General features: G+C 62.2%; 26 protein-coding genes and 1 pseudogene. 8 read left to right on the top strand and 19 right to left on the bottom strand.

Features of this window, described 5'->3' with window-relative positions; translation table 11 throughout:
• Positions 1–27: 27 nt before the first annotated feature.
• Together JI748_RS06475 and JI748_RS06480 are read right to left on the bottom strand one after the other, a co-directional pair.
• Positions 28–537, bottom strand: coding sequence for a GNAT family N-acetyltransferase (locus tag JI748_RS06475; RefSeq protein ID WP_201636122.1), 510 nt, complete (start codon positions 535–537; stop codon positions 28–30).
• A gap of 10 nt (positions 538–547) precedes the next feature.
• Positions 548–862: a chorismate mutase gene (locus JI748_RS06480; protein ID WP_201636123.1), complete on the bottom strand. Its 315-nt coding sequence runs from the start codon at positions 860–862 to the stop codon at positions 548–550.
• Between the two features lie 115 nt (positions 863–977).
• Here JI748_RS06480 and JI748_RS06485 point away from each other — a divergent pair, with 115 nt between their 5' ends.
• On the top strand, positions 978–1,631 hold the full coding sequence (locus JI748_RS06485) for a DUF998 domain-containing protein (protein ID WP_201636124.1): 654 nt from the start codon (positions 978–980) through the stop codon (positions 1,629–1,631).
• Here the strand turns inward: JI748_RS06485 and JI748_RS06490 are convergent.
• From JI748_RS06490 to JI748_RS06515, 6 genes are all read right to left on the bottom strand, one after another.
• Positions 1,618–1,935, bottom strand: a complete 318-nt coding sequence (locus tag JI748_RS06490; RefSeq protein ID WP_201636126.1) for a hypothetical protein — start codon at positions 1,933–1,935, stop codon at positions 1,618–1,620. The two genes, JI748_RS06485 and JI748_RS06490, sit on opposite strands and share 14 nt — an antisense overlap.
• 120 nt (positions 1,936–2,055) lie before the next feature.
• Positions 2,056–3,540: an Asp-tRNA(Asn)/Glu-tRNA(Gln) amidotransferase subunit GatA gene (gatA, locus tag JI748_RS06495; RefSeq protein WP_201637083.1), complete on the bottom strand. Its 1,485-nt coding sequence runs from the start codon at positions 3,538–3,540 to the stop codon at positions 2,056–2,058.
• A 45-nt stretch (positions 3,541–3,585) separates the two neighbouring features.
• Positions 3,586–4,089 (bottom strand): hypothetical protein, encoded by a 504-nt coding sequence (locus JI748_RS06500; RefSeq protein ID WP_201636128.1) that lies wholly within the window; start codon positions 4,087–4,089, stop codon positions 3,586–3,588.
• Positions 4,086–4,568, bottom strand: a complete 483-nt coding sequence (locus JI748_RS06505) for a GNAT family N-acetyltransferase (protein ID WP_201636130.1) — start codon at positions 4,566–4,568, stop codon at positions 4,086–4,088. Before JI748_RS06505 ends, JI748_RS06500 begins: the two co-directional genes overlap by 4 nt.
• A complete protein-coding gene (gene gatC, locus JI748_RS06510) occupies positions 4,569–4,856 on the bottom strand; it encodes an Asp-tRNA(Asn)/Glu-tRNA(Gln) amidotransferase subunit GatC (RefSeq protein ID WP_201636132.1) in 288 nt (95 codons plus the stop codon).
• A gap of 82 nt (positions 4,857–4,938) precedes the next feature.
• Positions 4,939–5,463, bottom strand: coding sequence for a hypothetical protein (locus JI748_RS06515; protein ID WP_201636134.1), 525 nt, complete (start codon positions 5,461–5,463; stop codon positions 4,939–4,941).
• A 119-nt stretch (positions 5,464–5,582) separates the two neighbouring features.
• Here JI748_RS06515 and ruvX point away from each other — a divergent pair, with 119 nt between their 5' ends.
• On the top strand, positions 5,583–5,990 hold the full coding sequence (ruvX, locus tag JI748_RS06520; protein ID WP_201637085.1) for a Holliday junction resolvase RuvX: 408 nt from the start codon (positions 5,583–5,585) through the stop codon (positions 5,988–5,990).
• On the opposite strand, the gene JI748_RS06525 is transcribed toward ruvX, so the two are convergent.
• Positions 5,987–6,988, bottom strand: coding sequence for an SDR family oxidoreductase (locus JI748_RS06525; protein ID WP_201636136.1), 1,002 nt, complete (start codon positions 6,986–6,988; stop codon positions 5,987–5,989). The two genes, ruvX and JI748_RS06525, sit on opposite strands and share 4 nt — an antisense overlap.
• Positions 6,989–7,080: 92 nt before the next feature.
• Here JI748_RS06525 and JI748_RS06530 point away from each other — a divergent pair, with 92 nt between their 5' ends.
• On the top strand, positions 7,081–7,479 hold the full coding sequence (locus JI748_RS06530; RefSeq protein WP_201636138.1) for a VOC family protein: 399 nt from the start codon (positions 7,081–7,083) through the stop codon (positions 7,477–7,479).
• Here the strand turns inward: JI748_RS06530 and JI748_RS06535 are convergent.
• Entirely contained in the window at positions 7,476–8,009 is a 534-nt protein-coding gene (locus JI748_RS06535; RefSeq protein ID WP_201636140.1) for a pseudouridine synthase, read from the bottom strand. The two genes, JI748_RS06530 and JI748_RS06535, sit on opposite strands and share 4 nt — an antisense overlap.
• 122 nt (positions 8,010–8,131) lie before the next feature.
• On the opposite strand from JI748_RS06535, the gene JI748_RS06540 reads away from it, so the two are divergent.
• Positions 8,132–9,355 (top strand): MFS transporter, encoded by a 1,224-nt coding sequence (locus tag JI748_RS06540; RefSeq protein ID WP_201636142.1) that lies wholly within the window; start codon positions 8,132–8,134, stop codon positions 9,353–9,355.
• 22 nt (positions 9,356–9,377) lie between these two features.
• On the opposite strand, the gene JI748_RS06545 is transcribed toward JI748_RS06540, so the two are convergent.
• Positions 9,378–10,730, bottom strand: a complete 1,353-nt coding sequence (locus JI748_RS06545) for an MFS transporter (protein ID WP_201636144.1) — start codon at positions 10,728–10,730, stop codon at positions 9,378–9,380.
• A gap of 239 nt (positions 10,731–10,969) precedes the next feature.
• Here JI748_RS06545 and JI748_RS06550 point away from each other — a divergent pair, with 239 nt between their 5' ends.
• Complete coding sequence (locus JI748_RS06550) at positions 10,970–11,140, top strand: DUF2934 domain-containing protein (RefSeq protein ID WP_201636146.1); 171 nt, start codon at positions 10,970–10,972, stop codon at positions 11,138–11,140.
• A 24-nt stretch (positions 11,141–11,164) separates the two neighbouring features.
• Here the strand turns inward: JI748_RS06550 and JI748_RS06555 are convergent, their stop codons facing one another.
• Positions 11,165–11,452 (bottom strand): hypothetical protein, encoded by a 288-nt coding sequence (locus tag JI748_RS06555; protein ID WP_201636148.1) that lies wholly within the window; start codon positions 11,450–11,452, stop codon positions 11,165–11,167.
• 99 nt (positions 11,453–11,551) lie between these two features.
• Here JI748_RS06555 and JI748_RS06560 point away from each other — a divergent pair, with 99 nt between their 5' ends.
• On the top strand, positions 11,552–12,151 hold the full coding sequence (locus tag JI748_RS06560) for a 5'-methylthioadenosine/S-adenosylhomocysteine nucleosidase (protein WP_201636150.1): 600 nt from the start codon (positions 11,552–11,554) through the stop codon (positions 12,149–12,151).
• On the opposite strand, the gene JI748_RS06565 is transcribed toward JI748_RS06560, so the two are convergent.
• Entirely contained in the window at positions 12,142–12,471 is a 330-nt protein-coding gene (locus JI748_RS06565) for a hypothetical protein (RefSeq protein ID WP_201636152.1), read from the bottom strand. The two genes, JI748_RS06560 and JI748_RS06565, sit on opposite strands and share 10 nt — an antisense overlap.
• 102 nt (positions 12,472–12,573) lie before the next feature.
• Between JI748_RS06565 and JI748_RS06570 the strand changes: the two genes are divergently transcribed.
• Positions 12,574–13,023: a hypothetical protein gene (locus JI748_RS06570; protein WP_201636154.1), complete on the top strand. Its 450-nt coding sequence runs from the start codon at positions 12,574–12,576 to the stop codon at positions 13,021–13,023.
• A 92-nt stretch (positions 13,024–13,115) separates the two neighbouring features.
• A pseudogene (locus JI748_RS06575) lies at positions 13,116–13,580 on the top strand (cell wall hydrolase); the annotation flags it as partial.
• Positions 13,581–13,585: 5 nt separating this feature from the next.
• Here the strand turns inward: JI748_RS06575 and JI748_RS06580 are convergent.
• The 6 genes from JI748_RS06580 to JI748_RS06605 form a co-directional block, all read right to left on the bottom strand.
• A complete protein-coding gene (locus JI748_RS06580) occupies positions 13,586–14,170 on the bottom strand; it encodes a DUF2076 domain-containing protein (protein ID WP_233280627.1) in 585 nt (194 codons plus the stop codon).
• A 56-nt stretch (positions 14,171–14,226) separates the two neighbouring features.
• Positions 14,227–14,499 carry an EscU/YscU/HrcU family type III secretion system export apparatus switch protein gene (locus JI748_RS06585; RefSeq protein ID WP_201636158.1) on the bottom strand — a complete coding sequence of 91 codons (273 nt, stop codon included), beginning with the start codon at positions 14,497–14,499 and terminating at the stop codon, positions 14,227–14,229.
• Positions 14,496–15,689 (bottom strand): flagellar hook-length control protein FliK, encoded by a 1,194-nt coding sequence (gene fliK, locus JI748_RS06590; RefSeq protein ID WP_201636160.1) that lies wholly within the window; start codon positions 15,687–15,689, stop codon positions 14,496–14,498. Before fliK ends, JI748_RS06585 begins: the two co-directional genes overlap by 4 nt.
• 14 nt (positions 15,690–15,703) lie before the next feature.
• Complete coding sequence (locus tag JI748_RS06595) at positions 15,704–16,381, bottom strand: exopolysaccharide biosynthesis protein (RefSeq protein WP_201636162.1); 678 nt, start codon at positions 16,379–16,381, stop codon at positions 15,704–15,706.
• Between the two features lie 52 nt (positions 16,382–16,433).
• Complete coding sequence (locus tag JI748_RS06600; protein ID WP_201636163.1) at positions 16,434–17,177, bottom strand: glycosyltransferase family 2 protein; 744 nt, start codon at positions 17,175–17,177, stop codon at positions 16,434–16,436.
• 81 nt (positions 17,178–17,258) lie between these two features.
• Positions 17,259–17,759, bottom strand: a complete 501-nt coding sequence (locus JI748_RS06605) for a DUF1993 domain-containing protein (RefSeq protein ID WP_201636164.1) — start codon at positions 17,757–17,759, stop codon at positions 17,259–17,261.
• Between the last annotated feature and the right edge of the window lie 53 nt (positions 17,760–17,812).

The raw sequence follows: 17,812 nt of genomic DNA on the forward strand, positions 1-17,812 counted from the left end.
CCCATGATGCAACGGTTGGGGCGCGCTTCAGTCCTCGTCGTCGATATCGCCGACAAAGGGCGAGAGGCGCTTTTCGAGATGCACGCTCATCAGCGGATGGTGACCGCGACCATCGGGCTTCATCGCGAGAATTTTGTAGCCCTGCCGCTCATAAAAGCGCACCGCCCGTACGTGGTCTGCGGGTGTTTCGAGATGGATGCGCTCGGCGCCTTCGAGCTCCAGCATCGCTTCCATGCGGTTGAGCAGCATGGCCCCGATGCCGTGGCCTTGCATGTCATGCTCGACGAAGAGGTAGGGGATATAATTGCGGCTCTTCGCGCGCGAGCACCAGCCGATGACGATGCCCTGCATGTCGGCCACGATGGCGTCCGGCCAGCCGGCGCCGACGGCCTGCGACAAGCGCTGCCGCTCCCGGTCGCGCTGGCCAGGGCGTGGCGTAAGAATGGGAAGGATGCCGGTCGACCAGGCATCGAAGGCAATCGCCGCCATTCGGGGAGCATCGGAGATCGTCGCTTTGCGTATCCGGATGCTCAACATGGTTTGGCTCCTACCTGGTGCGCCGCCGCGCAGCGATGATGCCCTTCTCGTAGTTGATGTTCCAATCGATCAGGGTTCGCCAGATAAGTTCGGCCTGATCCTCGTCGAGATCAAGGTCCAAACTGCGCTCCCGCACCTTCTTGATCACAGCCTCGATCCGCACCGGATCATGGGCTTCATGCGGATCGGTCTTGATCTCGGCCATGCGTGTCACATAGGCGTGCCGCTCCGCAAACAGGGTCAGCAGCGCCTGATCGATCCGGTCGATCTCGGCGCGGACATCTTCCTTGCTCTGGCAGTCTGCGGGCTTTTTTGCAGCGGTCACGGGATCGATCCTCGACGATTTGGGTGACTTTGGTGTGCACTGCCCGCTTGGCGATTTCAACCCGCGGAACGCAGCTTGTCATCCAGGCATTTTAGGGTCGAACAGGGAGAGTTTGATGGGGGACAGCATACGGACCGGGGCGATCTGCATGATGCTGACCGTCCTGTTTTTTCCCGCGCAGTTCGTGACGCAGCTCTTTTCCCCCAGCTACGACATCTTCCTCTACGACATCAGCCTTTTGGGCGTGTCCAGTTGCCAGGTCTGGTCTGTCGCGACGTCAGGCGGCAACGAGCCGGTGTGCTCGCCGCTACATCTGCTATTCAACATCGGCATCATCGTGCATGGCCTGCTCAGCATCGCCGGCATCTGGCTGACCCGCCACCTCTGGCCCACCGGCGGCCTGGCATCGACAGCGCTGTTCCTGATCGCAGTGGGCGGGGTCGGCGCGATGATGGTCGGCGCCTTTCCCCTCGACGACATGCTGATCCACGTCATCGGCGCGGTGATCGCCATTGCGGCGCCCGGCGCCGGCTTCGTGCTGCTCGCCTGGGTGTTGCGCGACCTCCGGCCAAAACTGGCCTTCTGGACGGTGCTGGTAGGATTTGTGACCCTGCTGTCCGGCCTAGGTCACGCGCTGGGTGGCTTGCCCTTCGGGCGGGGCAGCATGGAGCGGCTTGCCGTTTGGCCGCAGACGATCTGGTTCGTCTGTGTCGGCATGATGCTATATCTACGGCCCAGGCCGCTCGGGCGTGCTGTCAGTTGCGCGTGACGTCGCTGAGCGCTGCCGCGATATGTTCCCATTCGGCAGAAACGCTAGCGGTGGCGCGGCGCTTGCCGGCGCGGCGATACCAATAGTCGGCATTGCCCATGTCGGCTTCGATCCAGTGCATCAGGGCATGGACCCAGTCGAAGGCCTGCACGCCTTCCATGGACTGGACGATGTTGTGCGCCTTTTCCCATTCCGGCCCGATGCGGAACTCGCCTTTCTTGAGCCACCAGAGCGCCTGCAGCGGCTTGCTCATATCCTTGGGCGGCTCGGACCAGTCGAGCGAGGAGAAAAGATCAATGGCCATCGGCAGATTTCCTGTTGGCCCGGACGCGGCAACGGGGCGCGTCGCTACCAGTTTTAGTTTGTGCATAAGGCGCAAATAGTGCGGATCGGCAGCGCAATCAAGCGCCGCCGTCCCTCGTGATTACCACCAGCGCTTGGGCGCGAAGTCGCCACCGGCGCTCTTTTCGATGACGCGCGCTGCGGCAAACAGCGTTTCTTCGTCGAATGGCTTGCCGATCAGCTGCAGCCCCAGCGGCAGTCCAGCGGCATCCTTGCCTGCAGGCACGGCGATGCCCGGCAGGCCAGCCATGTTCACCGTGACGGTGAAGACGTCGTTGAGATACATGGCCACGGGATCCGCCGCCAAAGCCTCGTCACCGATGCCAAAGGCCGCCGATGGTGTCGCCGGGGTCAGGATCGCGTCGACACCGTTGTTGAACGCGTCTTCGAAATCCTTCTTGATCAACGTGCGGACCTTTTGCGCCTTGACGTAGTAAGCGTCGAAATAGCCGGCGCTCAGCACATAGGTGCCGATCATGATGCGGCGCTTCACCTCGCGGCCGAAACCGGCGGCGCGTGTCAGCTCATACATGTCGGTGATGTCTTTGCCCGAAACGCGCAGGCCGTATTTGACGCCATCGTAGCGCGCGAGGTTGGACGAGGCTTCGGCCGGAGCCACGATGTAATAGGCCGGGAGGGCGTATTTGGTGTGCGGCAGCGAGATGTCCTTGACGGTCGCGCCTTCGGCTTTGAGCCATTCGAGGCCTTCGGTCCAAAGTCGCTCGATCTCGGCCGGCATGCCATCCATCCGGTATTCCTTGGGAACGCCGATGGTGAGGCCCTTGACGCCGCGCTCCACTGCCGCCGCAAAGTCCGGCACCGGCAGGTTGACGCTGGTCGAATCCTTGGGATCGAACCCTGACATCGACGTCATCATGATTGCCGCGTCTTCAACCGTGCGAGCGATCGGGCCGGCCTGGTCGAGCGAGGACGCAAAGGCGACAGTGCCCCAGCGCGAGCAGCGGCCATAGGTCGGCTTGATGCCAACGGTGCCGGTAAAGGCCGCAGGCTGACGGATAGAGCCGCCCGTATCGGTCGCTGTCGCCCCAGCGCAAAGCCAGGCCGAAACCGCAGCGGCGGAACCGCCGGACGAGCCACCGGGCACCAGATGGGCATTGCTGCCTTCGGCGCGGAACGGGCTGACGACGGGACCGTAATAGGAGGTCTCGTTTGACGAGCCCATGGCGAACTCGTCCATGTTGAGCTTGCCCAGCATGACTGCACCATCGCGCCAGAGATTGGCGGTGACGCTTGATTCGTATTCTGGCTTGAAGCCATCGAGAATGTGGCTTGCCGCCTGGGTATGAACGCCCTTGGTTGCGAACAGGTCCTTGATGCCGAGCGGCACGCCCTGGAGCGGACCACCCTGCCCTTGCGCAAGCTTCGCATCGCTCGCCTTGGCCATGTCGCGTGCCTGGTCGGCGGTCACGGCGACATAAGCGTTGAGCGACGAATTGGCGGCTTCGATCGCGCCAAGATAGGCATCGGTCAGCTCAAGCGCGGTAAAGCTCTTTTTGGTCAGCCCTTTGCGGGCGTCTGCGAGGCTCAGCTTGGTCAGGTCAGTCAAAAGAAAACTCACTTATGCTTTGGCAGGCGCAAATCATGCAGCCGGTCAGTTGGTCGCATCGGCAAAAAGGAAATCGGCCGCCGTCAGCCCTTCGCAGATCGTATATACCCCGGCATAGCTTTCGGGGTCGCGCTCGGCGTCGGTGGACTCGCCATGCAGCACTGAGAGGATTTCGACGCTTGCGGGGGGCTCCCCATCCTGGTCGCCCCAGACCAGGTTGATGTTGCTCGAATCCGAGGTGATCGCCACCGGATCGATGAAGGCGCGATACGGGCCATCGCAGCGCGCCGTGGCGTAGACTTCCTCGACCTCGCCCCAATTGGACGGGTTCATGCGAACATCATTGAGGACGCAGTCGAGCTCACCCATCCAGATGCCGACGCGCGGCGACACAGCCGCGGCGTTCAGATCGAAAAGCACGTCGCGCACGCTTTCGGTCTTTGCCCGTTCGCACACGACCGGATCAGAAACATAGATGGCATCATACTGATCGGCGCAGACGGCACCGGTCGCGAGCAGCAAGATCGACATCGCCAGAATGTTTCTCATGCGTCCTGCTCCACCTTGATCGGCATTTCAAAGAATGCGGACCATTCACTATTCGGGTAGTCGAGAAACGGTCCGCGCAGCATGAAACCGTAGCGGGTATAGAGCCGGTGCGCGTCCGCCATGCCGTCGCCGGTTCCGGTTTCCAGCATGACGATCGGCAAATTACGCTGACGTGCGAGGTCGATGATGCGTTCCAGCAGTTGCCGGCCGACTCGCTGCCCGCGAACTTCGGGTACAGTATACATGCGTTTGACTTCGCCGAGCTCGGGACCGTGCTGCTTGAGTGCGCCCATGCCGACGGCCCTGCCGCTCTCGTCGCGCGCCACGAAGAGCGTGGTCTCGGTGTCGGCCATCTGCTCGACCGTCATCTTGAACTGAAATTCCAGCGGCGACAGCGGCAAGAGATGGTCGTTAAGGCGCTCGACAAGAGCGCGGACATCATCCTGGAGCGGCGTTTCAACCGCAATGGTGAAGGTCATTTACTCGACGACCTTTGGCACCATGAAGAAATTGTCTTCGGTGAGAGGCGCATTGCCGACGATCTTGTCGGCATAACCGCCATCGCTCACCACATCGTCGCGGCGCCGCAGCTGCATCGGCGTGACCGAAGTCATCGCCTCGACGCCGGTGACATCGACTTCGCTCAGCTGCTCGACAAAACCGAGAATGGCATTGAGTTCATCCTGATAGCCGGCGACCTCGCCCTCCTCGATGCGGATGCGGGCAAGGCGCCCGATACGCTTGACGGTGGCGGCATCGACGGACATGGCAAACTCCAAGGCAAAGGCGTGGCTTTTGGCGTTCTAGCAATGCGCTCGGGCAAAAGACAATGAAAATGGCGGCCGAAGGTCAGACTTCGACGGCAAGGCCGGGCTCGAGGGCGACGAGGCCGGTGTCGCCCAGCTTGTCGCGAAGGGCGGCAAAGGCAGCATCGACCTCGGGCTCGGAGCCGGTTAGGCCGATCAATGGCGGTGCGGAAGACTCGATCAACTGAATGGCGCGACCGCAAAGATCGAGGCCGACCAAAATAATAACCGCTTTTCCGGCCCACCGACCCAGGGGTCCGTTATTCGAAGTGAGAATTAAAAGAGGACGCTCGTCCTCCGCGTCGATCAGGAGCGATCCGTCGCCTACGGACACGATGTCCGCGGGGCGCAGGTCCGCGCCAGCATCGAGCAACCTTTGCGGCGCTCGCGGCCGCCATGTGATGGCATCGGCGCTCGGCAAAACAGTGTCGAAGCCGACCACCACATCGGCTCCACTGGTGAGTTCAGCGCGGTCTACTTGGTTAGGAGCCGAGTCCGCCTCGACAACCACGATCTGACCGCCGAGGTGAAAGCGGAAGCTGCGATCGCCAAACCAGGTGAGCTTCATCAGTCCTTTTCCGTCGCCAAAAATTTGGCTGCACCCTATAGGACAGGTTCACTCTGTCCAGCGAGCGCCACGTGAGCATCGAAAACCCCCTCGCCGACATTCCCCCGTCTGGCCGCATCATGGGGCTTGACCTTGGCACCAAGACCATTGGCGTCGCGGTGTCCGATGGCATGCGCTATTCGGCGACGCCGCTCGAGACGATCAAGCGGACCAAGTTTACGCAGGATGCGGAGCGGATAGTCGAGCTGATCGGGCAGAATCAGGTAGTGGCGGTGATCCTGGGGCTGCCGCTCAATATGGATGGGTCGGAGGGACCGCGGGTACAGTCGACGCGGGCTTTTGCCCGCAATTTCGCGCCGAAAATCGGTCTGCCCATCGCGTTCTGGGACGAGCGCCTTTCGACTTCGGCGGTGACGCGGATGATGATCGAGGCCGATCTTCGGCGCGATCGGCGCGCCGAAGTGGTGGACAAGCTGGCGGCGAGCTACATCCTGCAAGGCGCCTTGGATCGTCTGCGGAACAGCTAGCGGCGGCGGTAGCGGTCGATACCCACGGCGAGAACGGCACCAAGAAGCACCGATGCGCCAACGACGAGCGACGGCGTGGTTTGCGCCTTTGTTGTTACGCTCCAGGTGCGGCCATGGCCGAAGCGGGAGCGTTCGAAGCCTTCATCTGGTACTTCGTTGACGCTTTCTCCCACCGGCATGTGGTCGTAGTCGATGAGGATCCGGTTGTCGAAATAGGCTTCGGCGCCCTGCACCATGCCCGGCAGGCTCTTGCCGACAGGTCCGGCAAGGGCGGCCATGCTGCCGACGCCGATGTCGCGCTTTGGGTGGGCTGCGGCGTGAAGGATGGCTTCGGCGACAACGCTGGGCGCGTATTTGGGACCGGGTGCCATGCCCATGCCGCCCTCGTTGGTCTTGGCGTGATCGAAGAAGCGGCTGTCGATCGAACTGGGCCGGATCAGCGTCACCGAGATAGGCAGGTCTTCGTGCATCAGCTCGGTGCGGAGACCGTCGGTGAAACCCTTGATCGCGTGCTTGCTGGCTGAGTAGGCGACCGAGAACATCAGCGGCATCTCGCTCAAGGCCGAACCGAGATTGATGATCGCTCCGGGCTTGCCGTTTTCGCGGAAGTGCCGCGCCGCTGCCAGCGAGCCATAGACCAGGCCGAAATAGTTGACGTCGAAGATGCGCCGGTGATCCTCATTGCTGAGCTTTTCGGACGTGCTGATGACGCCGATGCCGGCATTGTTGACCCATGTGTCAAAGCCGCCAAAGCGCTCGATGGCGAAGGCGGCGAGTTGCTCGACCTGCCCTTCGTCGCTGACGTCGACCGGAAGCGCCGCGGCCTCGCCTCCAGCGACATTGATCTCCTCGACGATACGATCGAGCGCCTCAGCGTCGCGGGCGGCCAGCACGACCTTGGCGCCCCTTTGGGCTGCCATGCGGGCGGTGGCGAGGCCGATGCCGGAACTGGCTCCGGTGATGATGATGGTCTGCTGCGACAGGGGCTTTAGGTGCATTTGTGTCTCCGTGTTGCCGAGCAACGGTTCGGAAGACTCACAGTTGCTGCACACAAGTGAGAGCGATAGGCTGGCGAAAAACGGAGGGTTCCATGAGCGAGTTTCGTCCGAATAGCGGCGTCACCCCGTACATCAACGTCGATGGCGCGCGCGAAGCGATCGCCTTCTACAAGCAGGCGTTTGGCGCGGAAGAGCGCGAGACCATGCCGGCGGAAGGTTCCGACAAGCTGATGCATGCCCAGATCGACATCAACGGCAGCCCGATTTTTCTTTCAGACTTCTTTCCGAACTACGGATTTCCGCCCGTGGCCGCACAGGGGTTCAACCTCCACATCCATGTCGATGATGCGCAGATGTGGTGGGATCGAGCAGTCGGCGCTGGCTGCACCATCGCGCAGCCGCTCAAGACCGAGTTCTGGGGCGACATCTATGGTCAGCTGATCGATCCTTTCGGCGTCACCTGGGCGATCGGACAGTCGGTCAAGAATTAGGCTTCGCACCACGCGCCGGGCGCTAGACCCTCCAGCGTCCAATCGCCGACCGACCAGCGCACCAGCCGGAGTGTCGGCAGGCCGACGGCCGCAGTCATCCGCCGCACTTGGCGATTGCGGCCTTCGGTGATGGTCAGCCGGATCCAGCTGTCGGGCACGCTTTTGCGGAAGCGCACCGGAGGGTCACGGTCCCACAAAGCGGGTGGCTCGATGACGATCGCCTTGGCGGGCCGCGTCATGCCGTCCTTGAGTTCGACGCCCTTGCGCAGCTGTGCAAGCTGCAACGGGTCCGGCACGCCTTCGACCTGCACGAAGTAGGTCTTTTCCTTGTTGAACTTGGGCGACGAAATCTGCGCCTGCAGGCGTCCGTCATCCGTCAGCACCAGAAGGCCCTCGCTGTCCTTGTCGAGCCGGCCGGCGGCATAGACGCCCGGCACCTTGATGAACTCGGCCAGGGTGCGGTCCCCCGGCTCACCGGTGAATTGAGTGAGGACGCCATAAGGCTTGTTGAAGAGGATAAGGCGCGACATCAGCGATCCGGAGGTGACGGTCTCTTTTGGGCGAGCTCGCTCGAAAAGAAAAGCTTGTCAGTGTCGAAACGGCGGCGTTCCATTCGTCGGGCAGCGAGAACCTGCAAGGAGGGGAGCTCCAAATGGAACGCAATTACGGTTGGGTGATCGTTGCGGCGGGGGCCGTGATCACCTGTCTTGCCATGGGCGCGATGTTCGCCCTGCCCGTTTATCTCCAGCCCATGGCTGACGACACCGGCTGGTCGCGCGCCGGCATTTCCGGAGCCATGACCGTCGGCTTCATCGTCATGGGCGTGGCCGGCTTTCTCTGGGGCACACTGACCGACCGGATCGGTGCCCGCCCCGTCGTGCTGATCGCCGCCGTGATCCTTGGACTCGGGCTCTTCGTTGCGAGTCGGGCCGAGGACATTCTGGTCTTCCAGATCGCTTATGGCGGGCTGGTGGGTGCTGCCGGTGGTGCATTCTTTGCGCCGCTGATCGCAACGACTTTGGGATGGTTCGACAAGCACCGCAGCCTTGCCGTTTCGCTGGTGTCGCTCGGCGGCGGGATTGCGCCGATGATCATCACGCCGCTGGCGACCGTGCTGATCGCCAACTATGGCTGGCGTCAGTCGATGCTGATGACAGCCGTCGTCGCTACCGCTTTGATCATCCCCGCTGCCTTCCTGATCCGCCGTGCACCTGCTGCCATGGCGGAAGCGCCGAGCCCGACCAGCGATGTGGTGCCTGCAGAACCGCGGCCCACCAATATGGGCGCGATCTTCCGCACTCCGCAGTTCTTCGTGCTAGCCGGCGTGTTCTTTCTCTGCTGCGCGGCTCATTCTGGGCCGATCTTTCACACCGTGAGCTATGCCATGCTGTGCGGCGCCTCGGCGCTGGCGGCGGCGAGCATCTATAGTGTCGAGGGCGTCGCCGGGCTTTTCGGACGCGTCTTCTTCGGACTGCTAGCCGACCGGATCGGTGTCAAGCGGGTGATCGTCGGCGGTCTCGCGCTGCAGGCCATCGGCATCTACAGCTATATCTATGTCAGCCAGCTGCCGCACTTCTACCTGCTGGCCGTGGTGCTGGGGCTGGTTTATGGCGGCGTCATGCCGCTCTATTCCGTGCTGGCCCGCGACTATTTCGGTCCCAATGTCATGGGGACGGTGCTCGGCGGCATCACCATGACCTCCTCGATTGGCATGGCATTCGGCCCGGTGGGCGGCGGCTATCTCTATGATACCTTTGGCGACTACCACTGGCTCTATGTGGCTTCCGCCGGTGTCGGACTTGCCGGTGCCGCCCTAGCCCTGGCCTTCCCGCCCAAGACGCAGAGCGAACCGCCGGCAGATGCACTGCCGGCGTAATCGGTAACAGATCGATTTCCGATCAGGCGGGGTTGGCCACGGCGGCTGCCCCGCCATTTTCGTCGTCATCGTTGGCACTGTTCGCATAGGCCGCCGACAATTGCCGGTAGTAGCGCGAGTTGAAGGCCAGAATGGTGACCACCAGGCCGATGAAGCCAGCCACCGTGAAGACCAGGGCAATGCCGCGATCCGGCCCCGTGCCGAACCAGGAGCCGATGGCGTCGGCCCCTGCCCCATCGGTCATGAACGGGATGACGACGAACTGCGTCAGCGGTCCGATCAGGAATGCCGTGAGCGGCGAGGCCGATTGTTCCACCGATTGGGCAAAGCCGAAGACGCGGCCTTGGCGCTCCAGCGGCACGACCTTTTGCAGCGTCGTGTGCTCGGCGGCCTCGGCATAGGGGCCAAGCAGCATCCAGATGAAACAGCCGATGGCGAGGAGCCAGATCGACGATTGCAGGGTGAAGACGCAGCACACTGCCCAGGTGATGACGTTGACCGTTAGCAGCGTGCGGATCGGGTTCTTGCCCAGCCCGGTCTTGGAGATAACGATACCGCTGATGATGAAGGCCGTGGAGAGGCCGCCGAACAATAGGCCCCAGACCTGCACCGAAACCAGCGAGAGGCCATAGGCGTCCAGCAGCGCCATGAACACGCCACCGAGAAAATTGTTGAAGCAGGCGAAAAGGATCAACGCGAAGAGGCCGGGTACCGCACCGATGATGCGGATCGTTCCGGCGAGGTCGACGCGTTTGGGCTCAACCGTTTCGCCCGCCGCAGGTTCGACACGCCCTTCATCGATCTTGACCAAGCTCAGGTGCAAGAACACCAGCACGGTTAGTACCAATGCGAAAGCCAGTACGCCGAACATGCCGGCATAGGCCACGAGGAAGCCGGAGATTACCGAGGTGGTCAGAAAACCAATGCCGGTGACCATGCCGACGAGCCCATTCGCCTTGTCCCGCTCCCCTTCAGGGATGAGAATCGTAACCAGGGTGGCCAGCGCAATGGAGCGGATGTTGCCGGCAATTACACCAAGCATGATCAATAGAATGAAGCCCCAGAGATATGGTCCGTAAGGATTTTCAAAGGCGCCCTCCGGCTCCAGCAGAACCATGACGAGGCTCAGTGCATAGAACACTGCGGAGATGACGCTCGAGCCCAGCATGGCCAGGCGCTTGGAGTTGTGGTCGACGATCGATCCAAGCCAAATGCCCAGGGCTGCGGTCAGCACCAGATAGACGCCGGCGATCATGCCCGTTGCGAAAACCGACTGAGTTTCGATGAAGGCCCAAAAGGTAACGGCGAACCACACGGTGTAGTTGGTGATGTTGGCGACGAGGTTGTTCGCGAGAAGATGGTGAAATGGCTTCATGGTCATTCTCCAGGCGCCAAGAGGCGCTAAACTCTATGCTTGTCTAGTCTGGTGCTCAATCCGTACCAGTCGCCGATGACAAGTGTTGTCAGCGTCTGGATCGGCTGGTTCAGCATTCCGACGAGCCGGCGCGCAGAAGTTCGACACGGGGTGATCGCAGCCAAATCGTCCCGACATTCACCTCCCGTAAACCTTAACCCCGCAGGCTCCTCTTATCTTTCACTGTCGGAGTTTCTGCCATGCACGATGAAATTCAGCGCCGCGCCTACGCAATGTGGGACGCAGATGGGCGGCCCGAAGGCCAGGATCAGGTCTACTGGTTCAAGGCTGCGGCCGAGCTTACCGCGAATGCCGCAAAGACGATCGCCCAGCCGCGCAAGCGCGCGACACGGGCCAAGAAAGCTGCCTGAGTTGAATGGCCGGGGCGACCCGGCCTACCACATGCGCGGCCAGTAGACGTCGTCCGCAAAGTTGGCCGGAATGGGCGACATGCGAGACAGAGCAGCCGACGCCAGGTCGATCTGCCGGCAGAGCTGAACCAGCCGTTCCGGAAGCGGCACGCCGCTGACGAATTCACGCAATTGCCACTCGTCGATCGCCAGGCCCTGCTTACGGCGCCGGGCTTCCTGCTCCACTTCGGCCTGCTGCACCACGCGTGGAGCCTTGTGATCAAGCTCGCCCTCGCTCCAGTCCAGGCTGTCTTTAATTCGTGCGATACGCATAACTGGCCGTCCATGCACCGCGCTTGTGCGGTGAAGCAGCTAGGATGGTCATGATAAGGTTACGGAAGACCAAACAGGGGCTTGGCGGGCCAGCATGGCATGGTAGTTTTCTCCATGACCATTCTTTACCTCATGGCCGCTGAGGCCGAATACGGCCCCTCCCTGAGAGCGCGCATTACGCCAACGATGATCGGCATCGGTCCGGTGGAGGCGGCGGTCAACACGACGCGCGCCTTGGCTATCTGCGGCGAAGACCTGCCGAAACTCGTCGTGTCTCTCGGCTCTGCCGGCTCGCGACGGTTGCAGCAATGTGCGGTCTACCAAGCGATCTCCGTTTCCTATCGAGACATGGATGCCTCGCCGCTTGGCTTTGTGCGGGGTGAAACGCCGTTGACCGGCCTGCCCGCGACGCTGCCGCTCGAGCCGCTCGTGGCCGGGCTGACCGCGGCTACACTGTCTACCGGCGGCAATGTCGTTTCGGGCAATGCTTATGACGCTATCGAAGAAGACATGGTCGATATGGAGACCTGGGCCGTGCTGCGGGCCTGCATGGCTTACGACGTGCCCCTTCTGGCGTTACGCGGCATTTCAGATGGCAAGGAAGAGCTGACCGGCATGGCGAGCTGGACGCAATATCTGGGCGTTATCGACGAGCGACTCGCTGAAGCCGTGGACCTGATCGAAAAAGCCTATGGCTGATCCTGCCGGTTGCGCTTGTCGCGCCGGCCACGCTGCCAGGTGGTCCACTTGCGTCCGCCGCGAACAATGGCGGTATTGACCGGCGCCTGGAGGAAGATCAGGTCGATCGCCAGCAGCAGCAGGCCCAGTGGCAGCATCCAGAGGCCGAGAACCGGCAGGAAGCTGAAGATGCCGCCCAGCACCAGCAAGATGCCAAAGGGGATGCGCACCATCCGCGCTTCCGGCCGCCGCATCCAGTTCAGCCAACCGGCAACAACGGGAGGGACGCGCTTTTCCAGCTTGTCGAACAACCGGTTCAGACGTTCTGCGCTCTTGCTCATCGGCACCTCCGTGCACCTAAGATGGCGCACCCTCTAGTCGCTTCAAGGGCAAGCGGGAACTCCCCCTCTTTAATTTCCGTTTAGCCGAAAACGGAGCGTCACATGAATCTAGATCATTTGTTGTCCCAGCTTACCGGCCGGCGGCAGGAAAGCCCCTTGGAAGCGCAGCTGCGCCAGCTACGCCGCGAGATCAGCCGCATCAGCGAGGCTGTAGCGCACGAGGCAGGACACGCCGCCCATGACTGGGGAAAGCAGGCCGGCCACACCGCCAATGATTGGGGCCGTTCAGCTGGGCATGCCGCAAACGATTGGGGCCGCCACGCTGGGCACGCTGCCAACGATTTGAGCCGTCAGGTTGGTCATCTCGCCAATGAGTGGGGTGACGAGCTTGCGGTGCTTGGCCGCGAAGCGGCAAAGCGTGGCGCGGAGATTGCCGAGTTCGCCGCGTATAAAGCGGGACGCGGCGCCAAGGCTCTGAGGAGCGATCCTCTTCCAGCGATTGCCATCATCGGCACAGCTCTTCTCGCGGCGCAGCTGTTCAAGCGCCGGTAATAGCTCGTTTACCGTCCGGCTGAGGGCTTCCTTAAGCCTGTGCAGGCATTTTCGGGACAAGCGGCGTTTTCGCCACAGCCTGGAGTGCCTGCATGTTTTTGTCCACCAGATCGATCATCCGTTTCGCAGCTTTGGCCGTGGCGGCCACGAGCCTGGGCGGGTGCTCGTTCCTGGGCATGAACTTCGCCATGAACCAGATGAGCGAAAAAGAGTGCCTGATGCGGGCGATGTATTTTGAATCCAATCGCTCCAGCGCAGAGGGCATGCTTGCTGTCGGCACCGTGGTGATGAACCGCATGCATGACAGCCGCTATCCTAAGACCGTCTGCGGCGTGGTCGGGCAGAAGAATCAGTTTGCGCAGGGCGTGCTGACCAAGCCGATGACCGATAGCGGTGCCGTGCTCGCCTCCCAAGTCGCCGATCAGGTGCTGCGCGGCCAGCGCCACCCCGGCGTGCAGAATGCTCAGCATTTCCACACGGCCGGGTTGCGCTTCCCCTACAACAACATGTTCTACGTGCTCGAAGCGGGCGGTAACGAGTTCTACGAAAAGCGCTCGGTGCGCTAGAAGTCGCCACCCATATCGAAGTCGCCGCCTCCGAAATCGCCGCCGCCGTCGTCCATGTTGTCCTCAAAGCCGGCATCTTCAGTGCCGGTATCCTGGGGTTCTTCAGGGGGCAATTCAGCAGCTTCGGCGGGAGTGTTGAACATCCCGGCGATTGCCGACCCCAGCAGGATGCCGCCGGTGACGCCCAGGGCGGTCTGAGCCGCCCCCGCCAGGAAGCCGCCGCCTCCGGCCGGCTGATTATCCCACGGCCCGCGCCGGCGCTCGCTCTGAGGCTGCTGGTATTGCCGAAGCGGTTCGCGGCGCGGTTCGCTGTTGCCGCCGCCGAAAATGTTGTCCAGAAAACCGCCGCGCCCACGCTCTGCTTGCTGCTCGGCTTGTTCCAGCCGGGCCTGCTGCTCGCGTAACGCCGCCTCTTGAACGATGATGGTCTGCGCCATGAAATAGGCTGCGCCGGGATTGTCGCGCAGTTTCTCGCGGATCAGCGCCTCGGCCTCTGCATCGCGCGGCGCACTGTTGCGCTCGACATTTTCCAGGCGATCGAAAAGATCCTCGATGGCGCGCTGGTCTTCCTGTCTCATCATTGGCCTGCTCCCTTGGTGTCAACAGTACTTGGGAACGTGCAAGCCCTGCTGCAAGTTCAGCGCCGCGTCTGCCGGAGCACATAGCCGATGACCGTGGCAACGGCTTCGTAGAGTTCGAGGGGAATGGTGTCGTCCAGTTCGACACCGCTCAGCGCTTCAGCCAGCACCGGATTGGCCTCGATCACGACGCCGTTCTCTTCTGCAAGAGCAACGATGCGATCGGCAACGAGCCCCCTGCCCTTGGCGACCACTTTAGGCGCTTCGCGCGAGCCTTGCTCGTAGGCTAGTGCGATCGCAAGGGCGCGCTCCTTGGGCTTGCCGTCGCTCATCTGCTTTCATCCACCAGATGCCGCGAAGGCGTCGCGGGCGCAGGCGGCGCGCCGCTGCGGACCAGCACAGAGCCCGGATTGAGACCGGCCGCGGCCAGATCCTGCCGCAAGCCGGCAAGGTTCTCGTTCAGCAAGGATGCCGTCTTGGCATCTTCGGCCCAGATCATTACTCCGGTCGAGGCCCCCCGCATCGAAATCTGAGCGCCGACTTCTCCAGGGTCGCCGAGGTGAATGGCGAAGCGAAGCTGCCAGCCGCGATCTTCCGGTTTCGTAGCCCGGTCTTCCGCATCGCGGTGGATCTGTAACTGCAGGAGGTGCTGGTGGCCTGCGATCGTCACGGGCAGGTCGAGGCTCCATTGTGCCTCTGGCCGCTGTGCAGCGTCTGGCAGAGAAGCGTTCTGATGCAGCCTCAGCCGCGACAGAGCGGCTTCGGTCCGCTCGAGCAGAACTTTGCCGGCTTCCGGCGGTTCGTCCGGCAGGTTGGGCGGAGCCACATTTCCGAACCGAGCTCGGGGCGGAGCGCCACGCATGGGGGGTGGCAGGCTGGATGTCCGCTCAAGCGGGGCCTGGTCACCAAGCCAGGCAGCCAGACTTTTCTGCAAGCTGAGAAGGGCAGTCTTCAAGTCGCCGCTCGCCTGCTGACCGGTTGCAAGTCTTGCCTCCTGGAACAGGCCCGAGTTCATCACCGCTCGCTGGAGAGCGGCGGCGTCGAGCTTGCCCCCATCGAGCGGCAGCTGCTGGGCCAGAACCTGCTGTACTGCGCGGAGCACCGGCTCGGGCAGGACCAATTTGCCCACAGCTGCAGTCAGTAGGGTGGTGAGCCCGACAATGCTGTCCTGCCGCGCCAATGCGTTGAGCACCATCTGCGTCAGCGCAGACTGCGTCAGCGCAGACTGCGGCGCCGAGTTTGCGGAACTTGCCTGGGTTTGCGCTGCTGGGCTAACCGTCGAAAGCAAGGTGAGCGTCAGCTGTCCGTCACTCTGCTTTGCCGAAAATGTCAGCGTCGACCCGGGAGCTGGCACGCTGGGCAATTGCAGGTTGAGCAGCTGCCGCCCGATCTGCAGCTGCGTGGTGCCGTTAGGCTGCTGACCCAACACTTTGGCTTCCACCGCGCCGGATCGTGCCAGCGCCTGCAGGACAGAGACGCCTTGCGCAAGGGAGACCGGCGGAAGCTGCGACGAGATGCTCATCTACGCGCGGAGCCTTAAAAAGGCAGGGTCAATCCAAAGACATTGGAGATCACGAACAGCGCACTCCACAACAGCGCCAGCACCACGCCCCAGACAATCAGCACCGCAACGATTGAGCAGACGATGCCGATTGTCACCCAAAACCCGTCCCGCTCCAGAACGCCCATTGCCAGCACGCAGATGGTGAAGGCCGGCAGCATGTTGCCGAGCGGAATAGGCAGAAAGAGAATGATCGAGAGCAGGAGGCAGATGGCGCCGACGACATATTCCATTGGAGGCCGGGCAAGCAGAGTGAAGCGCGGCCGCATCAGCCGCTCTGCACGCGCGAGCCAAGGCGCGGTGAGGCTCACGACTTTTTCGAACTCGCCCCGCGAAAGCGAGCGGTTGGTGATGATCTTGGGCAGCCATGGGCGCTGCCCGAGCATCATTTGGAAGGACAGGAATATCAGCGGCGCGCCGAGCACGGCAGACACGCCGGGGGGCACGGGAATGGCATTTGGAATGGCGAAGATGAACATCAACGCGCCGACGGCCCGGTGCTCAAGCGCCTGCAGCAGATAACCGATCGAAATGCGGTCCCGCTGCCGATCCGCAGCTATGGCGGTCAAAATGCCGGAAAGCCGCTCCGCCGGCTCGTCCTGAAAAAGGCGGACCGGCCCGCCCACTTCATTCGTCTCGCTTGCGTCAGCCATCGGCTCTCCAGGATCGCCAGGCTAGAAGCGGCGTGTGACGGGAAGATTACACCTAATTGGGACGGATGTCGGTATAACTTTTTGTGGCCGGCTTGCCGCGAAACGTCACCCAGAAAAAGTTGAGGGTGTACGTGCCCGCGGTTCGGAACACGCCCTCTTTCTCGAGCCGGCGACCCGAGGTCATCATCTTGAGGGCAAAGGTCCATTTCACTTTGCCGACCTTGGAGAGGCGCACGGCCACGTCCGTGTCTTCGCCGAAAAATTCAATGGTGCGATCATAGCCGCCCACTGCTGCCCAGGCATCGCGGCGAAACACGAAATTTCCCCCCTGCACTACCGAGCCCACCCGCAGGATGAAGCGGTTGAGCACGTAAATCAGCCAGGTCAGCCCATAGAACATGCTGATCAGCAGCCGGTTATGCGGCTTCATGTCGTAGTAGACGTAAGGCCCGCTGAGGCAGACGAGCTTGGGATCCTTGCCGAACTCGCTCAGCACCGTGTCGAGCCAGCCTTCGGGCACGATGGTATCGCTGTCGATATTGGCAACCAGTTCATAGCCTTCGCTGGCGGCAAAGCCGGCATCTCGGGCGTTCACCAGACCCTTCTTGGGCTCGTCGACAACGCGCACCCCGGCAAAGCTGCGGGCGATTTCGCCGGTCCGGTCCTTGGAAGCGTTGTTGACGACGATCACGTCGGCGTTTGCCCCGGAGCGCTTGATCTCGGCCAAAACCGAAGTCAGGCATTTGCCGATCAGCGCTTCTTCATTGTAGGCCGGAATGACAAAAGCAAGCTTCATGCGGTCCTCTTGCCGACGCGATCCCGGCGCTTTCTTGCGCTGCACATAGCGCGGCCACCGCTTCGCGGCAACCGTGCGCCCTCAGCCGATGAAGTCGCTCTTGCCTAGTGGGACACCATTGTGCCGAAGGATCGCGTAGGCCGTGGTGATGTGGAAGTAGAAGTTGGGCAGTGCACGCTGGTTCACGTAGTCGAGCCCGTTCATCGTCACTTCGCCAGTGCGCATCTTCAGGGTCACGTCGCGTGTCTCGCCCCCGCTCAGGGCTTCCGGCGTGATCGTTGCGAGCAGATCGAGCGCCTTCTGCACACGGGCGCGCAACTCATCGAAGGTCTTTTCCTCGTCCGGCCAGGACGGGACCGGCTGGCCTGCCAGGCGGCTTACGCAGCCCTTGACGTGGTCGGTTGCGATCATCACCTGGCCCCGGAACGGGATCATGTCGGGCGCAAGACGGGCGTCCACCAGCACGTCTGTCGAATACTTGCGCGCCGCTGCATCGGCTTCTGCCTTGTCGAGGAAGACCAGCAGATTGGTGAGCATGCGGGTAAAGACCGGCACGGTGGTATCGTAGATCGACAGGCTCATTGAAGGTCCTTCAGTGTCTCAGCGGAACAGTCCATGGTCTGCCTCGTTTCTGA

This window comes from Devosia rhizoryzae, assembly GCF_016698665.1.
GTDB lineage: Bacteria > Pseudomonadota > Alphaproteobacteria > Rhizobiales > Devosiaceae > Devosia > Devosia rhizoryzae.

Bases quoted from the DNA above. Each gene is read 5' to 3' on its own strand.
- JI748_RS06475 (WP_201636122.1), bottom strand. From the start codon at position 537: ATGTTGAGCATCCGGATACGCAAAGCGACGATCTCCGATGCTCCCCGA.
- JI748_RS06485 (WP_201636124.1), top strand. From the start codon at position 978: ATGGGGGACAGCATACGGACCGGGGCGATCTGCATGATGCTGACCGTC.
- JI748_RS06490 (WP_201636126.1), bottom strand. From the start codon at position 1,935: ATGGCCATTGATCTTTTCTCCTCGCTCGACTGGTCCGAGCCGCCCAAG.
- JI748_RS06500 (WP_201636128.1), bottom strand. From the start codon at position 4,089: ATGAGAAACATTCTGGCGATGTCGATCTTGCTGCTCGCGACCGGTGCC.
- JI748_RS06505 (WP_201636130.1), bottom strand. From the start codon at position 4,568: ATGACCTTCACCATTGCGGTTGAAACGCCGCTCCAGGATGATGTCCGC.
- gatC (WP_201636132.1), bottom strand. From the start codon at position 4,856: ATGTCCGTCGATGCCGCCACCGTCAAGCGTATCGGGCGCCTTGCCCGC.
- JI748_RS06515 (WP_201636134.1), bottom strand. From the start codon at position 5,463: ATGAAGCTCACCTGGTTTGGCGATCGCAGCTTCCGCTTTCACCTCGGC.
- ruvX (WP_201637085.1), top strand. From the start codon at position 5,583: ATGGGGCTTGACCTTGGCACCAAGACCATTGGCGTCGCGGTGTCCGAT.
- JI748_RS06525 (WP_201636136.1), bottom strand. From the start codon at position 6,988: ATGCACCTAAAGCCCCTGTCGCAGCAGACCATCATCATCACCGGAGCC.
- JI748_RS06530 (WP_201636138.1), top strand. From the start codon at position 7,081: ATGAGCGAGTTTCGTCCGAATAGCGGCGTCACCCCGTACATCAACGTC.
- JI748_RS06535 (WP_201636140.1), bottom strand. From the start codon at position 8,009: ATGTCGCGCCTTATCCTCTTCAACAAGCCTTATGGCGTCCTCACTCAA.
- JI748_RS06540 (WP_201636142.1), top strand. From the start codon at position 8,132: ATGGAACGCAATTACGGTTGGGTGATCGTTGCGGCGGGGGCCGTGATC.
- JI748_RS06545 (WP_201636144.1), bottom strand. From the start codon at position 10,730: ATGAAGCCATTTCACCATCTTCTCGCGAACAACCTCGTCGCCAACATC.
- JI748_RS06550 (WP_201636146.1), top strand. From the start codon at position 10,970: ATGCACGATGAAATTCAGCGCCGCGCCTACGCAATGTGGGACGCAGAT.
- JI748_RS06555 (WP_201636148.1), bottom strand. From the start codon at position 11,452: ATGCGTATCGCACGAATTAAAGACAGCCTGGACTGGAGCGAGGGCGAG.
- JI748_RS06560 (WP_201636150.1), top strand. From the start codon at position 11,552: ATGGTAGTTTTCTCCATGACCATTCTTTACCTCATGGCCGCTGAGGCC.
- JI748_RS06565 (WP_201636152.1), bottom strand. From the start codon at position 12,471: ATGAGCAAGAGCGCAGAACGTCTGAACCGGTTGTTCGACAAGCTGGAA.
- JI748_RS06570 (WP_201636154.1), top strand. From the start codon at position 12,574: ATGAATCTAGATCATTTGTTGTCCCAGCTTACCGGCCGGCGGCAGGAA.
- JI748_RS06580 (WP_233280627.1), bottom strand. From the start codon at position 14,170: ATGATGAGACAGGAAGACCAGCGCGCCATCGAGGATCTTTTCGATCGC.
- JI748_RS06585 (WP_201636158.1), bottom strand. From the start codon at position 14,499: ATGAGCGACGGCAAGCCCAAGGAGCGCGCCCTTGCGATCGCACTAGCC.
- fliK (WP_201636160.1), bottom strand. From the start codon at position 15,689: ATGAGCATCTCGTCGCAGCTTCCGCCGGTCTCCCTTGCGCAAGGCGTC.
- JI748_RS06595 (WP_201636162.1), bottom strand. From the start codon at position 16,381: ATGGCTGACGCAAGCGAGACGAATGAAGTGGGCGGGCCGGTCCGCCTT.
- JI748_RS06600 (WP_201636163.1), bottom strand. From the start codon at position 17,177: ATGAAGCTTGCTTTTGTCATTCCGGCCTACAATGAAGAAGCGCTGATC.
- JI748_RS06605 (WP_201636164.1), bottom strand. From the start codon at position 17,759: ATGAGCCTGTCGATCTACGATACCACCGTGCCGGTCTTTACCCGCATG.